Annotated in this window: 16 protein-coding genes; 8 read left to right on the top strand and 8 right to left on the bottom strand. The window is 39.4% G+C overall.

From position 1 onward, the window contains the following. Nucleotides 1–41: 41 nt before the first annotated feature. From B0185_RS03295 to queA, 3 genes are all read left to right on the top strand, one after another. Nucleotides 42–797 (top strand): class I SAM-dependent methyltransferase, encoded by a 756-nt coding sequence (locus tag B0185_RS03295; RefSeq protein WP_005705286.1) that lies wholly within the window; start codon nt 42–44, stop codon nt 795–797. A 3-nt stretch (nt 798–800) separates the two neighbouring features. Further along, nucleotides 801–1,853, top strand: coding sequence for an AI-2E family transporter (locus tag B0185_RS03290; RefSeq protein ID WP_005705311.1), 1,053 nt, complete (start codon nt 801–803; stop codon nt 1,851–1,853). A gap of 144 nt (nt 1,854–1,997) precedes the next feature. Continuing rightward, on the top strand, nt 1,998–3,083 hold the full coding sequence (queA, locus tag B0185_RS03285) for a tRNA preQ1(34) S-adenosylmethionine ribosyltransferase-isomerase QueA (protein WP_005705333.1): 1,086 nt from the start codon (nt 1,998–2,000) through the stop codon (nt 3,081–3,083). 161 nt (nt 3,084–3,244) lie between these two features. On the opposite strand, the gene B0185_RS03280 is transcribed toward queA, so the two are convergent. The 3 genes from B0185_RS03280 to B0185_RS03270 all read right to left on the bottom strand — a co-directional run bounded on the left by B0185_RS03280 (nt 3,245) and on the right by B0185_RS03270 (nt 5,982). Further along, the gene (locus B0185_RS03280; protein WP_005705296.1) at nt 3,245–4,513 is read right to left on the bottom strand and encodes an NRAMP family divalent metal transporter; all 1,269 of its coding nucleotides are present in this window, start codon (nt 4,511–4,513) and stop codon (nt 3,245–3,247) included. A 355-nt stretch (nt 4,514–4,868) separates the two neighbouring features. Next, nucleotides 4,869–5,333, bottom strand: a complete 465-nt coding sequence (locus B0185_RS03275; RefSeq protein ID WP_005705309.1) for a tetratricopeptide repeat protein — start codon at nt 5,331–5,333, stop codon at nt 4,869–4,871. Nucleotides 5,334–5,640: 307 nt separating this feature from the next. After that, nucleotides 5,641–5,982, bottom strand: coding sequence for a carboxymuconolactone decarboxylase family protein (locus B0185_RS03270; RefSeq protein ID WP_005705270.1), 342 nt, complete (start codon nt 5,980–5,982; stop codon nt 5,641–5,643). A gap of 113 nt (nt 5,983–6,095) precedes the next feature. On the opposite strand from B0185_RS03270, the gene B0185_RS03265 reads away from it, so the two are divergent. From B0185_RS03265 to B0185_RS03255, 3 genes are all read left to right on the top strand, one after another. Further along, a complete protein-coding gene (locus B0185_RS03265; protein WP_039862911.1) occupies nt 6,096–6,983 on the top strand; it encodes an AraC family transcriptional regulator in 888 nt (295 codons plus the stop codon). Nucleotides 6,984–7,070: 87 nt separating this feature from the next. Beyond that, nucleotides 7,071–7,289 carry a translation initiation factor IF-1 gene (gene infA, locus B0185_RS03260; protein ID WP_005705342.1) on the top strand — a complete coding sequence of 73 codons (219 nt, stop codon included), beginning with the start codon at nt 7,071–7,073 and terminating at the stop codon, nt 7,287–7,289. Between the two features lie 112 nt (nt 7,290–7,401). After that, nucleotides 7,402–8,328 carry a LysR family transcriptional regulator gene (locus tag B0185_RS03255; protein ID WP_039862901.1) on the top strand — a complete coding sequence of 309 codons (927 nt, stop codon included), beginning with the start codon at nt 7,402–7,404 and terminating at the stop codon, nt 8,326–8,328. Nucleotides 8,329–8,331: 3 nt separating this feature from the next. Here B0185_RS03255 and B0185_RS03250 read toward each other — a convergent pair whose 3' ends face one another. The 5 genes from B0185_RS03250 to djlA form a co-directional block, all read right to left on the bottom strand. Continuing rightward, entirely contained in the window at nt 8,332–9,582 is a 1,251-nt protein-coding gene (locus B0185_RS03250; protein ID WP_005705255.1) for a multifunctional CCA addition/repair protein, read from the bottom strand. A 36-nt stretch (nt 9,583–9,618) separates the two neighbouring features. After that, on the bottom strand, nt 9,619–10,128 hold the full coding sequence (locus B0185_RS03245) for a peptidylprolyl isomerase (RefSeq protein ID WP_005705344.1): 510 nt from the start codon (nt 10,126–10,128) through the stop codon (nt 9,619–9,621). Nucleotides 10,129–10,518: 390 nt separating this feature from the next. Continuing rightward, nucleotides 10,519–11,583, bottom strand: a complete 1,065-nt coding sequence (locus B0185_RS03240) for a YcjF family protein (RefSeq protein WP_005705288.1) — start codon at nt 11,581–11,583, stop codon at nt 10,519–10,521. Between the two features lies 1 nt (nt 11,584). Beyond that, nucleotides 11,585–12,538 (bottom strand): tRNA dihydrouridine(16) synthase DusC, encoded by a 954-nt coding sequence (gene dusC, locus B0185_RS03235; RefSeq protein WP_005705267.1) that lies wholly within the window; start codon nt 12,536–12,538, stop codon nt 11,585–11,587. A gap of 41 nt (nt 12,539–12,579) precedes the next feature. Continuing rightward, complete coding sequence (gene djlA / locus B0185_RS03230) at nt 12,580–13,449, bottom strand: co-chaperone DjlA (RefSeq protein ID WP_005705345.1); 870 nt, start codon at nt 13,447–13,449, stop codon at nt 12,580–12,582. A 331-nt stretch (nt 13,450–13,780) separates the two neighbouring features. On the opposite strand from djlA, the gene metK reads away from it, so the two are divergent. Both metK and B0185_RS03220 read left to right on the top strand, forming a co-directional pair. Further along, entirely contained in the window at nt 13,781–14,926 is a 1,146-nt protein-coding gene (gene metK, locus B0185_RS03225; RefSeq protein ID WP_005705337.1) for a methionine adenosyltransferase, read from the top strand. A 128-nt stretch (nt 14,927–15,054) separates the two neighbouring features. Next, on the top strand, nt 15,055–15,351 hold the full coding sequence (locus tag B0185_RS03220; protein WP_005705260.1) for a hypothetical protein: 297 nt from the start codon (nt 15,055–15,057) through the stop codon (nt 15,349–15,351). Nucleotides 15,352–15,436: the final 85 nt, after the last annotated feature.

The raw sequence follows: 15,436 nt of genomic DNA, 5'->3' as shown, positions 1-15,436 counted from the left end.
TTTCGATCAAAATTTACAAAAGAAACAAGCCCGAGGTATTTATGAAAAAAGAAGAAGTAGGACACAATTTCTTAGCTCGTTTAGGTAAAACTCGTTTACGTCCAGGCGGTAAAATTGCCACTGATTGGTTAATCGCAAATGGCGATTTCAACAAAGATAAAAAAGTGCTTGAAGTAGCGTGTAATATGGGGACAACCGCAATTCAGCTTGCCAAAGAGTATGGTTGCCATATTACGGGCATTGACTTAGACGAAGAAGCCTTAGAAAAAGCACGTGCAAATATCAAAGAAAATGGCGTAGAAGAGTTAGTAGAAGTACAACGTGCAAATGCTACCAAACTCCCATTTGAAGATAACAGCTTTGATATTGTGATCAATGAAGCAATGCTGACTATGTTGCCAATTGAAGCAAAAGAAAAAGCAATTCGCGAATATCTCCGTGTGCTTAAACCGAATGGTTTATTACTCACTCACGATGTGATGCTAAATACTGATGATGCAGAAGGCGTAATCGCTGATCTACGCGATGCGATTCACATTACCGTTACGCCACTGAAAAAAGAGGGTTGGAAAGAGCTTTTCCACCATTGTGGTTTCCGTAATGTAGATACTTACTCAGGCGATATGTCTCTGCTTTCACCAAAAGGGTTAATTACCGATGAAGGCGTGCTTGGTGCAATGAAAATTATCAGCAATGCACTTAAACCAGAAAACCGTGAAACCTTTACTAAGATGTTCAAAACTTTTAATGACCCAGAGAAAAAAATGGGCTTCATTGCTGTGTGTAGCCAAAAATAGCCTATGTTAGAACAAATCCAAACGTGGTATCGCCAGAAATTCAATGATCCTCAAATCGCAGCTCTTGCAGGGATTTTGCTAATTGGCTTTGGGATCATCTATTTTTTCAGTAATCTCATTATGCCTTTACTGATTGCGATTGTTCTGGCTTATTTGCTAGAAGTGCCAATCCGCTTAATTGAACGCTTTATGCCAAGAACATTCAGTGTCGTTATTGTGCTTGGCTCAACACTTTCGCTCGTGTCATTTTTATTGGTCGTATTGCTGCCAAGTTTATGGAATCAAGCGGTCAATTTTATTCGCGATTTGCCCAATATGCTCAATCTCTTGAGTGAATGGGTGCAAACCTTGCCAGAACACTACCCTGAGCTAATTGATTATTCTATGTTGGATAGCGTGGTTAGCTCGGTGAGGGCAAAAATTTTGGGCTACGGCGAATCGTTGCTTTCCATTTCAGTGAACTCGCTGATTAACTTGGTTGGCTTAGGCATTTATGCATTTCTCGTGCCGTTAATGGTGTTTTTCTTGCTGAAAGATAAATCCCTCTTTTTAAATTCGCTTGCCAATTTATTGCCGAAAAACCGCCGTTTGGCAACCCGTGTTTGGGTGGAAATGCAAGAGCAAATTGCGAATTATATTCGCGGAAAATGTTTAGAAATCGCCATTGTTGGCGTGGTCACCTATATCATTTTTATCTTCTTTGATTTACGCTATCCGCTCTTGCTCTCAGTCATCGTTGGACTTTCCGTGCTAGTGCCTTACATTGGTGCGGTACTTGCGACGATTCCAATTGCCTTGATTGCTCTGATGCAGTTCGGTTTATCACCTGAGTTCTACTACTTAATTTTGGCATTTGTCATTAGCCAATTATTAGACGGTAATTTAGTCGTTCCGTTTTTATTCTCTGAGGCAGTGAATTTGCACCCATTAACCATCATTATTGCTGTCCTTATTTTTGGCGGATTATGGGGGTTCTGGGGCGTGTTTTTTGCAATTCCATTAGCAACCTTAGTCAAAGCCGTATTTAATGCGTTTGCTTCTAGAGAAGAAAATTAATTTTTAGACTAAATATGTTTTCTTTAACGTAGGGACAGGGCTTATTCCTGTCCTGTTTTATTTGATAAGCGGAGGAATCCATTCTTCCCTCACAATCAAATTAAGCGGTCTAATTTCCCTTATTTTTTACCAAAGAAGGATAATATGTTAGTTTCTGATTTCCATTTTGATTTACCCGCTGAGCTTATTGCTCGCTATCCAACCAAAGAGCGTACTGCCAGCCGACTGCTCTATTTAAACGGCAACACGGGCGAATTTGCAGATCAACACTTCACTGATTTACTCGAACATTTAAATGAAGGTGATTTGCTTGTTTTTAACAATACCCGCGTAATTCCAGCTCGTCTTTACGGACGGAAATTAAGTGGCGGTAAGGTCGAAGCCTTGGTTGAACGTGTATTAGATGAACATCGCTGCTTAGCTCACGTACGTGCATCTAAAGCACCTAAAGAAGGCACGGTATTAGTGTTTGGTGAAGATAAACTAGGCGAAGGTAATGGCTTAACGGCAACAATGACTGAGCGTCATGACACTCTCTTTGAATTGCAATTTGAAGGCGAAGCACCGCTTTTTGACTTGCTACAACAAGCAGGGCATATGCCTTTACCGCCATATATCGACCGTCCTGATGAAGATGCTGACCAAGAGCGTTATCAAACAGTTTACAGTAAAGTATTAGGGGCAGTAGCTGCACCAACTGCGGGCTTGCATTTCGACCAAAATTTATTAGCGAAATTAAAAGAGAAAGGCGTAAATACCGCTTTTGTCACGCTTCACGTTGGAGCGGGGACGTTCCAACCTGTTCGCGTGGAAAATATTTTAGATCACAAAATGCACGCAGAATATGCGGAAGTGTCGCAAGATGTCGTCGATCAAATCTTACAAACTAAAGCGAATGGCAAACGTGTTATCGCCGTGGGTACAACTTCTGTTCGCTCCATTGAAAGTGCAGCACAAGCGGTCAAAAATCCTGAATATTTAATCGAACCATTCTTTTCAGACACTTCGATTTTTATCTATCCAGGCAAAACCTTTAAAGTGATTGATGCGTTAGTAACCAACTTCCACTTGCCAGAATCTACGCTCATTATGTTAGTTTCGGCATTTGCTGGCTATCGCACTACAATGAACGCCTATGCTCACGCAGTAACAGAGAAATATCGTTTCTTTAGCTATGGCGATGCAATGTTTATTGAGAAAAATCCTAATGCATTGAAAGATGTGCCATAGATAAAAATAAAGGCATTGTAGACAAAATAGTTGCTATTGAAGTGGGAGTAGGGATAAACCCTACTCTTACGAGAAACTCAAGCTAATTGCTTAATCGTACAATAGTTATGTAATACTGTAAAAAGGGCGTATTTATATACGCCCTATACATTTATTTTAAATTAAATCCAACCAAGTTCATACGCAATAAAGAGTAACGTAAAACCTGTTAAATAAGTTAAACCAACAACAGCTAACCAGAATAATCCGCCTTTCACTCGATGCTCACCTTTTAAAACGAGTGAGAAGTTTAACCAACCAAAAATTGGTGTGGAAACGAAAGAACAGATCATCGCAAATGAAAGTAATTTCGCTACATCGCTCATAAAGAAGAGGATGATGATAATGCCGATGGCTGCCGCAGCTGTCATCCAAATATTTAAGCTTGCCACTGAACTCTCTTTTCTACCTAATAAAATACGCAATGCTTCATTGTTTGCTCGTGAATAGCCATCGATAACCGTAATGGTTGTGCCGAACATACACATAAAAGCAATTACTGCGATGAGTAATTTAGACCAATCACCAATAGCAAAAGCATACATTTTGATAAGTTGTGCAATATATTTTACGCCCGCTTTTTCAACGACTTCGCCTGAGCCATATTGTACTAATGCACCGAGTGCTAAGAAAACAATCGCTAAAATTGCTGTGCCGATAAACCCAATATTGAAGTCTAAAATACCGTCTTGATAGCTCACTTTGCTTAAACGACGTTTTGCAACCACCCACATTGAATTGATTGCTGAAATCTCAATTGGGGCAGGCATCCAACCCATCAATGCAACGATAAAGCCAAGAGAGGCTAAATTCCAAGGGGAAGGCTCAATAAAATCAGGTGCAACTTGTACACCACCTTTTAATGTTGCGATAACTACCGCAGAAACGGTTGAAACTGTTAAAGCGATCATAATGAATTTAGACAAGCGGTCTAAAAATTTGTATTGACCGAGTAAAAGAATGCCTAGTGTGACGGCAATAATAATGGTGCTTGCGGCTGGAATGCTGATATCCCAGTTTAATCCTAACGCAGAAATAATAAATTTGAAAATTGCTGCAGTAACAATCCCCACCGCTGCAGTGTTAATCATCGTGGCGATCACATTCAAGATAAAGAAAATGACTAAGTAGATGCCGCCTTTTTCTTTATAGCCTTCAAGCAAGGTTTTATTTGAATTAAGCGTATATTGCACGCCGAAACGGAAGAAAGGATATTTAAAAAGGTTTGCTAAGATAATGATGATAGCAAGTTGCCAACCATAGATAGCTCCCGCTTGAGTAGATGCTACGATGTGTGAACCACCTACGGCAGCAGATGCCATTAAGATACCAGGCCCAAGTGCTTTAAACTTTGAAGTCCAAGTTGAGTGTTCTTCGATTTGTTGTGTCATGAAAAGTCCTATGTATGTAGATTTGTTTTTTGGCGATTGTAATTTAAAAATCTAATAAAATATAGAACTTTATTTTAAAAACTAGTTTTTAAAACTTTCTGTTGTAAATAAAAATTGGGTTTTATAAATTAATTTAGAAATGGATTCTAGGATTAGCTAATTTCTTGGTTTTTTATGCTAGTTTGATGCATAAACTTAGATGAATAAAAATTTTAAAATAATTGCTCAGAGTTAGTTCTTAGACAAACATTATCATTCTACCGCATGGATAGGAATAAACTCTGCCCTTTGTATCTATGAGAGCGAATATTGATCGCTTGATTATGGTAAGTGCTAATAATACTCGTGAATATTTTTACCATACCCCATCAACAACATGCTGATAAAAATCACATGATTTTTTATAACCCTGTTCACAGGCCTTTTTAAACCACGTTTTTGCAATCGTGTTACTTTGTGGAACACCCCTACCGTCTAAATAACTAAATCCTAACATTACTTGTGCTCGTACATTTCCTTGATCGGCTGCGTGGTAATACCACAAAATCATTTTTTCACAACGATCTTTTTCTTTCGATGGAATAAAATCTTCCTTTGGAGGGGGAGGAGGAGCACTTGCTGAATGGAAATAATGAATAGAAGATGATTCATCCTTAGCTTGGTAAGGCGTGTCATTTTTGGCATCTTGATAGGTAATAAGCATCTCATTACTTGCAATATGTTTTGTCGCGAATTCCGCTTCGTTTGATTTTGCTGAAATTGAATAAAAAATGCCTAAGATAAATGCAGTTAAGCAGAAAAAATGTGTCGTAATAGCCATAGTTTTTTCTATATCAACGAATAAATAAGAAAAATAAAATTTACTTGATCATAATAGAAGCGATTGTAATTTGTTTTTTTTTTTTGCAATAATTGTTTAAGTTTTATGCTGTTAAGGAGAGGGAGTATGGCCAATATAGTAAATCAACTCATTTTATTAGCATTATGGTGGTGGATTATACAACAATAATTTGAAATGAGGAGATTTAATCGTTGATGAGAAGAGAAATGTAGGAATGGAAATAGAAAAGGCTGATTTCAAAATTCGTATATGCTCAAATTTAAATCAGCCTTTTATAATCGTTAAATTATGCTTTTTGTGTGTTATAGGCTTCCAATGCACGTAATGAGTAAGTGTAAGCTGCACCAGCATTTAAAGCGATAGACATCGCTAATGCAGCAGCAACTTCATCTTCTGTCGCACCTGCACGAACGGCTTCTTCAGCGTGAACGCCAATACAACTTTCACAACGTGTTGTAACGGCTACTGCTAATGCAATTAATTCACGAGTTTTCGCATCTAACACGTTACCTTCTGCAGCAGCTGCACCAAGTGCTTGGTAAGCTTGTAACATTTTAGGATATTTTTTACCTAAACCACCGAAAGATTTTTTCACATGAGCGACGTCATTTTTCCAATCTGCAAACATAATAGTTCTCCTTAAATTTACGATAATGTATGTTTAACTGATGTGTGTATTATAAGAAAAATAAGCTATAATAATTGTCAGAATTTCTCAATCTTTATCGCAAAAATCTTATGATGGACTATTTAGATAAACTAACCTTACTTGCTCAAGTGCAAGGTAAAATCAATATTCGTTGTTTATTTCAAGGAGATTGGCAAGTTGAGCATCATACCAATTTAGCTCAAGAAGAAGGTATTTTTCACATTATTGAACAAGGAGAATGTTGGCTAACGCTTGTGGAAGATACGTTCCATTTAAAAGCGGGCGACCTTTTTTTCTTGCCCCGAAATTGCCCACATCGTATGCAGAGTAGAGTGAATCTTTCTCAAAAAACAACCACTATAACGACTTCACAAGGTTTATTTGAGCTTCGTCAAATTGGGCAGAAATCCCCCGATCTTAAAATGTTTTGCGGCTCTTTTTTATATCAAAAAGATGCATTGTTGATAGGAGCTTTGCCAGATTATTTACATTTTCATTTGCCTGAAACTCCAGTTCAACCGCTGTTACAACTTTTCTTAAAAGAAGCTAACGAAACTAATCAAGGCTCAAAATCAGTGATTGATGCGTTGGCTAACGTGCTTTTTATCTATATTTTACGATATGCCCTTAAAATAGGATGGGTTGATTCGAGCTTGCTTGCAGCATTTGAAGATAAAAGGTTAAACCAAGTGCTGACAACAATGTTGAACGAACCGCAAGCAGAGTGGAATTTGGAACAATTAGCGGAAATGGCAGCAATGTCGCGTGCAACTTTCTGTCGTGTGTTCCAGCAAAAAATGCAGATGCCTCCAAAGAGATTTCTTAACCAAATTCGATTACAACAAGGTGCGTATTTACTTAAGCATACCCCAAAAAGTGTACTTGAGGTTGCTTTAGAAATTGGTTATCAATCAGAGGCACATTTTAGTAAGGCATTTAAAATAGCTTATGGTATTACGCCAAGCCAATATCGGAAATAAAAATCTCGCTAAAGTTGTAATTTAAGCCTATCAAGGTATAATATGCACCGTTTTATTTAAATTAAGCACATTCAAAAAGAGGAAGCAATGGCTAAAGAAGATTGCATTGAAATGCAAGGTACGATTTTAGAAACCTTACCAAATACAATGTTCCGTGTGGAATTAGAAAACGGTCATATTGTGACAGCACACATCTCAGGTAAAATGCGTAAAAACTATATCCGTATTTTAACCGGCGATAAAGTTACCGTTGAAATGACTCCATACGATTTAAGCAAAGCACGCATTATCTTCCGTGCTCGCTAACCACAAGTTCGTGTTTTAACTTGTTTTGAACGGGCGAGCAAGCGGTAAAGTTTTAGAGAAAATTTGCAAATTACTCGCCCATTCCTTCATCATCTCTTCAAAAATTCCTGCTATGAAACCGATTTTTCTCGAACTTCGTCATTTAAAAACCTTACTTGCCTTAAAAGAGAGTGGTAGTGTTTCCTTAGCAGCGAAGCGAATTCATCTCACTCAATCTGCTCTTTCACATCAAATTAAATTGCTTGAAGATCAATATGATCTTACGCTGTTTGAACGTAAAACAACACCTTTGCGTTTTACCCCTGCGGGTGAACGTTTAGTGAAATTGGCACACGAAATTTTGCCGAAAGTGGTAGAAGCAGAGTTAGATTTGGCACGCGTAAAACAAGGAGAAGTGGGAGAGTTACGTATTTCTGTGGAATGCCATACCTGTTTTGACTGGCTAATGCCTGCAATGGATTCTTTCCGCCAAAACTGGCCGCTTGTTGAGTTGGATATTGTATCGGGGTTCCATACTGATACCGTTGGATTATTGCTGACCCATCGTTCCGACTGGGCGGTGGTTTCCGAAGCAGAAGAAACCGAGGGGATTGTTTATCATCCACTCTTTTCCTATGAAATGGTGGGTATCTGTGCTAAAGATCATCCGCTTGCTCACAAAGCTGTGTGGGAAGCCGAAGATTTTGCAGATGAGACTTGGATTACTTATCCTGTGCCAGATGATATGTTGGATTTATTGCGAAAAGTGCTTCGCCCTGCAGGAATTGTGCCAAAACGCCGTACCAGTGAATTGACAATTGCAATTATCCAGCTTGTTGCGAGCAAACGAGGTATTGCGACCCTCCCATATTGGGCGGTAAAACCATATTTAGACCGTGGTTATGTAGTTTCACGTAAAATTACTCAACAAGGACTTTACAGCAACTTATATGGTGCGTTCCGTGAAACAGACCAACATTTTGCCTATATCAATGATTTCCACAATACGGTAAAATCGCAAAGTTTTGCGACCTTACCAGGTTTGATTGTTTTGAAATGATGATTAAATTGAGTTTTTAAAGTTCTCTTTTAATACCTTAATGGCTTGCTGTCTACGCTTATTCAATTCATCGCGAATAGCTTGTTTCTCAAAACCATCTGCAATCACTTGTTGTACATCTACTTTATTTGTCACTTCAAAATATTGTATTGCAAGTTTAGCTTGCAAATATTCCTGTTTTTCAAAGCCTAAACGCCCTTTACTGTCTGCTTCGCAAGCAAGCAGGAAATCTTTAAATCGATTTGGTTTTCGCCAAACATCTAACGCATTAAAAAGTTTCAACACTGTTTCAGACCGAAGCTCTGCAATTTTATGGCAATGGGTGTGATATTCAGTCACCAGAACTGCAAAATCCTTGACCTCGCTCGGTACTTTTAAGCGGTTTGCTAAATTTCTTGTCGGTTGAATGCCTTTGACTTCGTGCCCGTAATGGTGAGGCAAAATCTCTTCAGGCGTTAAGCTTTTACCTAAATCGTGGCAAAGGGCAGCGAAAAGTAAAGCGATCGGGTTTTCTGCCTGTTTAGCTAATTTTTTAGCTTGTTCTAGTACCATTAACGTATGCACGCCGCTATCAATTTCAGGATGATATTTTTCTGGTTGAGGTTTACCAAATAAGGCTTCAACTTCTGGGAAAAGCACCGCCAATGCACCTACTTCTCGCAATATTTCAAAATAAATATGCGGTGAAGGCGTAGCAAACGCTTTCTGCGTTTCAAGCCAAACTCGCTCAGCAGTTAAGTGATCGAGTTCCCCGCAAGCAGTCATTTTTTGCATCAGTTTTGTCGTTTCATCAGCAATCTTGAAGCCTAAATGTACGAATTGAGCCGCAAAGCGTGCCACACGTAATACTCGCAACGGATCTTCCTCAAATGCTAGTGAAACGTGGCGAAGAATTTTATTCTTTAAATCTTGCAATCCGCAAAACGGATCGAAAATTTCACCGCTTGCAAGGTCTTGAGCCATTGCGTTGATGGTCAGATCGCGGCGAATTAAATCTTGCTCAAGCGTTATATCAGGAGAGAAATCGCAGATAAAACCGTTGTAACCTTGTCCGCTTTTGCGTTCTGTTCGGGCAAGAGCATATTCTTCTTTGGTTTCTGGATGTAGGAAAACAGGAAAATCTACTCCCACTTGTTGATAGCCAAGAGAAAAGAGTTCTTCAGGTGTTGAGCCAACTACTAAGAAATCACGGTCTTTTACAGGAATATTTAATAAAGCATCGCGGACAGCGCCGCCAACGAGGTAGGTTTTCATAGTATAAAAAAAGGCAGAGATCTCTGCCTTATAAAATTACGCTACAGTCACAGACTCAATCACTACATCTTCAACAGGTACATCCTGGTGGAAACCTTTATTACCTGTTTTCACACTTTTGATTTTATCAACAACATCCATTCCTTCAACTACTTCACCAAATACTGCGTAACCCCACTCTTGCACTACTTGACGACCAAATAGCTCTTTTGAGCGATAATCTAAGAACGTATTGTCTGCCACGTTGATGAAGAATTGCGAACTTGCTGAATGTGGATCTGAAGTGCGAGCCATTGCAAGCGTACCGCGTTTGTTGCTTAAACCATTATGTGCTTCGTTTTCGATTGGTGCTTTGGTTGCTTTCTCTTTCAAACCAGATGTCATACCGCCACCTTGAATCATAAAGCCATCAATCACACGGTGGAAAATTGTACCGTTATAGAAACCTTCTTTGCAGTAATCTTCAAAGTTTTTTGCAGTAATTGGTGCTTTTTCAAAGTTTAATGCGATTTTGATATCGCCAAAGTTAGTGTGTAAAGTGATCATACTTTTTCCTTAGTGCATATAAAAAATCCCCCGTCATAGACGGAGGAACTAGCTAGATTAGATTTAATAGCATATCCAATTGATATATAAGTATAACGCATAAACACATTATATATTACTAAATATAATACTAATCTATTTTATTACTACCCTAGCTAGTACCCATGAATAACAATCTTGTCTACATTGCTAATATATCACTATCCTTCTTTAATTCAAAATAATTAACTTGCTTAATATTCGACTAAGCGTGTTAATAGCTTCGTGTTAAACAACAAGGAGAAAATTATTTTCTTAAACACCTTTGATATTCCGTTTTTAATCGTCCAAAGAAGCTCTCTATCACACTTAAATTGGTTATTTTATCTAACTTTTAGGGTGCAGATTATTTTAGTGGCTTTTTAGTTCTTCTCTACGAAAAATAGCCTCTTTTTGCTCTGAATTTACCAACGACAAATAGATCTCTTTACTCATCACTTTTAAGTTCGGTTTTTCCTCATTTTTAAAGGTAATAGGGCGGCAAAATTCCATTGCTTTAATACCTAATCGAGCGGTTAAAATCCCTACGCCTAAGCCTTGGATAGCTTGCCCAAAGAGTCTACGTAATACGTTGTGCGACAACATACCCGCGACTAACTCTGTAGTGCCCGCAAAGACCATATTTTTGATTACCATTTTGAATAGATGTAGGCGACTGAAATAGCCTAGTTCCATACCATAAATGCGGGTAATTTTGTTGATTAATGCAAAATTTCGCCATGCAACCATCAACACATCAGCAATGGCGACAGGGCTTAAAGCAACAATCACGGCATTATCTCGGGCATGCTTGGCAATCAGCTTTTGAGCTTGTTTATCCATCGGAGAAAGTACTGTTTCACTAAACAGCGTCATCACTTGTTCTGAGTTAAGATATTCGTTGATTTGTGATTGCCACGCAGTTTGGCGTTGTTCAAGTTGAGGCGTGGCCTGCATCTGTGCCAGCAGATTTTTGCAAAATGCTTGCGATTTTTCACTGCTTGTGGTCGGCAATACCGTGCGGTACTGCTCCGCCTCTTGTTGCATGAGTTCGTGCTGTCTGAGTTTACGCAATTTTCGCCACTCTTGGAAAATCGTTCCCACGCCCGTTACGCTGAGCAATAAAAACGCAATGGCAAAGAACAGCGTAATCCATTGCCGCTCGGTGATAGCATTTACAATCCATTGCATACCTTGGGCAAGTAAGGCAATACAAAATAACACGAGAGCCGCCATAATTAATCGAACACGGAAACGTGAAGGTTTGAAATCTTCTTCAAAAAGCAATTCTTTTTCAGCTGCTTCGCTTTCGTCTAAATATTGGTAAGCATTGAGATCTTCCTCAATCACAATCTCTTTTTCATCAAAAATTTGTTTAGCTTGAAATGTTTCCGTTGGCTGAACAATATCTTCTTCGCTAAAAATCTGTTTTTGCATTTTACGCTCCTTTTTCGACCGCTTGTTCAATATGCTTTTTCAATCCCTCATATCCGTGTTCGGTTTTCAAAATTTGGAACAGCGGCATTGCTTCTGGGTACTCTTTATCCAAATAATGTAACCATTGCTTGATTCGTGCCACGTGGTAAAAGCCAGAATCGTGCTCATTTTCCATTTGTACATATTGATAAAGCAATTGTAGCACTTCTGTCCACGGCATCTTGGCTTGATTGAATTTCACCACACGGCTTAAATTTGGGGTATTTAACGCCCCTCGACCAATCATAATACGGTTACAAGCGGTAATTTCTTGGCATTTTTTTGCAGAGGTGTAGTCCCAAATTTCGCCATTGGCAATCACTGGAATTGCTAAGCGTTTTTGAATTTCGCCAATGGCTTGCCAGTTAATCCGTTCCGCTCGGTAGCCGTCCATTTTGGTTCGCCCGTGCACGGTGATTTCATTCGCACCACCTTGTGCTACCGCATCGGCAATTTCAAAACATTGTTCGGCACTATCCCAACCTAAACGTACTTTTACCGAAACGGTTTGCTCTTTTGGCACAGCTGCTCGAATGGCTTTGGTCGCTTGATAAATCAATTCGGGCGTTTTTAATAATGCCGCACCGCCTTGGCTGCCATTTACCGTTTTAGACGGACAACCGCAGTTGAGATCAACGCCGTGTGAACCTAATTCAATCGCTAGCATTGCATTTTCCGCTAACCATTCTGGATATTGCCCCAATAGCTGCACACGGACAGGCGTACCTGAAGCGGTTAAGCCTTGATTATGTAATTCAGGGCAGAGGCGATAAAAAGTTTTGCGTGGTAGTTTTTGATCAACCACGCGGACAAATTCAGAAATGCAAAGATCGTAATCGTTCACTGCGGTTAAAAGCTGGCGAACAAAGGGATCTAATACGCCCTGCATTGGAGCTAAAATTACTTGAGGTATCATACAAAAAAGAACGGATAACCTGTGTTATCCGTTATAAACTCCTATTTCCAACCTTTTTGTTTGCAAATCAGATCGTAAGCGGCTTGAATTTGTTGAGTTTTCTCTTTGGCTAATTCCATCATCTCATCTGGCAAGCCTTTTGCCGCTAATTTGTCTGGGTGGTTTTCATTCATCAGTTTGCGATAAGCACGTTTCACGGTATTTTGATCATCATTAGCCGTTACGCCCAATACTTTGTAAGCGGCATCAATGCTTGGCTGGTGGCTTTGTTGATAGCCACTATATCCGCCTTGTGAATAACTGCCTTGTGAATAGTCACTTTGCTGTGAATATTGTTGATGGAAACCACCACGGCTGAATTGCTGTGCTGCCATAATCATGCCAAGCATTTGCTCAAATTGCATGCGACTCATACCCATCGCTTCGGCAATGGTAAACAACACTTGTTGTTCTTGTGCGTCTAATTCACCATCTTGAATCGCTGCGGTAATTTGCACTTGAATAAAGAAACGCAATAAATCTTGGCGTCTTGCACAAGCCTCACGAAATTCACGAATTACATTACGAAGCGGGAAATCCGCCTCTTTACCTAAGGTAAACGCTTTTTGTGCTTCTTGCTGCGTTTTGGCATCTAAATTCAGATGTGCCATTAAGTTTTGAGCGTTTTGAATATCTTCTTCAGTGACACGCCCTTTGGCTTTGGCTAAATGTCCAAGGACGGCAAAAGTGGTCAGTGTAAACAGTGTTTGGCGGGTTAAGTTTTTGCCAAAAATGGAAGAACGTACGCTACCTAGTTCATAGAGTTTTTTATCTGCTAAATGCCCTAAAAATGCACCGAAAATCCCCCCAAATAATCCGTGAAAAATTTGATAACCTAGAAAGAAACCGATGATCTTCCCAATATATTGCATAGCTTATTTCCTTATTGTATTAAATTTTTTGCTTAATAAGGGCGTTTTGAGGAAAAACAACCTTTATCACGTAATATGACCACAAAATCCGAGATTTTCTCAGAAATTGATAGATTAAGGCGTAAACTCTAGCATATTTAGCCTCACATTCATATTTAAAAAAGCATTGCCTTAGATGCTCAAAAAATGTATTATAGACGTCTAGACGGAAAAACGGCTAATCAAATTTAAGTATATTTGAAAGCAAGCGGTCAGATTTCGCAAAACTTTTGCAAATTGTACCGCTTGTTTCATTCCATTTCATAACACGTTTATCAACAAAGGATAATGTATGGCTATCAATTTATTTACTTCAGAGTCTGTTTCTGAAGGGCATCCAGATAAAATCGCAGACCAAATTTCAGATGCGGTATTAGACGAAATTTTAAAACAAGACCCGAAAGCACGCGTGGCGTGTGAAACCTATGTGAAAACAGGTATGGCATTGGTAGGCGGTGAAATCACCACTTCTGCGTGGGTTGATATTGAAAACTTAACTCGCCAAGTGATTGCGGACATTGGCTACAATCACTCTGATATGGGCTTTGACGCACACTCTTGTGCGGTATTAAACGCCATTGGTAAACAATCTCCAGACATCAACCAAGGGGTTGACCGTGCTGATCCGCTAGAACAAGGTGCAGGCGACCAAGGGATTATGTTCGGTTACGCAACCAATGAAACTGATGTATTAATGCCAGCACCAATCACTTATGCTCACCGTTTAATGGAACAGCAAGCGAAAGTGCGTAAATCAGGCAAATTAGACTGGTTACGCCCAGATGCGAAAAGCCAATTAACCTTCATTTACGAAGACAACCAAATCAAAGGCATTGATGCAGTGGTACTTTCAACGCAACACGCAGAGTCTGTTTCACAAAAAGAAGTGTATGAAGGTGTGATGGAAGAGATCATTAAGCCAATTCTTCCAAGCGAATGGTTAAGTCAAAACACCAAATACTTCATTAACCCAACAGGTCGTTTCGTGATTGGCGGGCCAATGGGCGATTGTGGCTTAACAGGACGTAAAATTATCGTAGATACCTACGGCGGTGCAGCTCGACACGGCGGCGGTGCATTCTCTGGTAAAGATCCATCAAAAGTTGACCGCTCTGCAGCTTATGCCGCTCGTTATGTTGCGAAAAATATCGTTGCAGCAGGTTTGGCAGATCGTTGTGAAATCCAACTTTCTTATGCTATCGGCGTGGCTGAACCAACCTCAATCATGGTAGAAACTTTCGGCACGGGTAAAGTAAGCAATGAAGTATTAGTGCGTTTAATCCGTGAAAACTTCGATTTACGCCCTTACGGTTTAATCAAAATGTTAGATTTAATCCGCCCAATCTACCGCGAAACAGCCGCTTACGGTCACTTCGGTCGCTCACACTTCCCTTGGGAACAAACTGATAAAGCGGATGCATTGAGAGCGAGTATTTAATTTTTGAATCTTCAAAAAAATCCCACTATGGTGGGATTTTTTGTTGAATCTTCCCTAATTTTGATTTACTTCATATTTTCTTAAATTCATTTTTGCTATCTTTTATCCCTAATTAAAAGGGGGAAAAGATGAATGAGGGAGTGCAATGGTCTTGTTTAGTCAATAGACAGGCGGAAATTCTGGAATGGGAAGATAAATCTGGGGCGACCTATTTGTCTCAAATTCCATTGATTTCGGGTTATGCCCACGCGTTGCTCTATTCTCGTTTTAACCGACTTAGTTTTTATTTTCAACATCAAAATCAATGGTTTAAATTTGATTTAACACGCCAACAGGCGGATTTTACATTAGTGCAAGCGGTCAAAAATGAGTTGCCGTTTGAACTAAGTAATGATCTGCCCCCCAAAATTTGGGCTACAGGTTAGTATTTTTGATAATGGCAAAAAATCAGCCGTAAAATTCTGATGTCCGGTGACGGCTTTTGCCTGCACACAAGCAATTCATGATCTT

Origin of the sequence: Haemophilus parahaemolyticus (genome assembly GCF_002015035.1) — a bacterium.
GTDB lineage: Bacteria > Pseudomonadota > Gammaproteobacteria > Enterobacterales > Pasteurellaceae > Haemophilus_A > Haemophilus_A parahaemolyticus.
The sequence above is the reverse complement of the archived record's forward strand: the minus strand, read 5'-3'. Positions and strand labels throughout refer to the sequence as shown.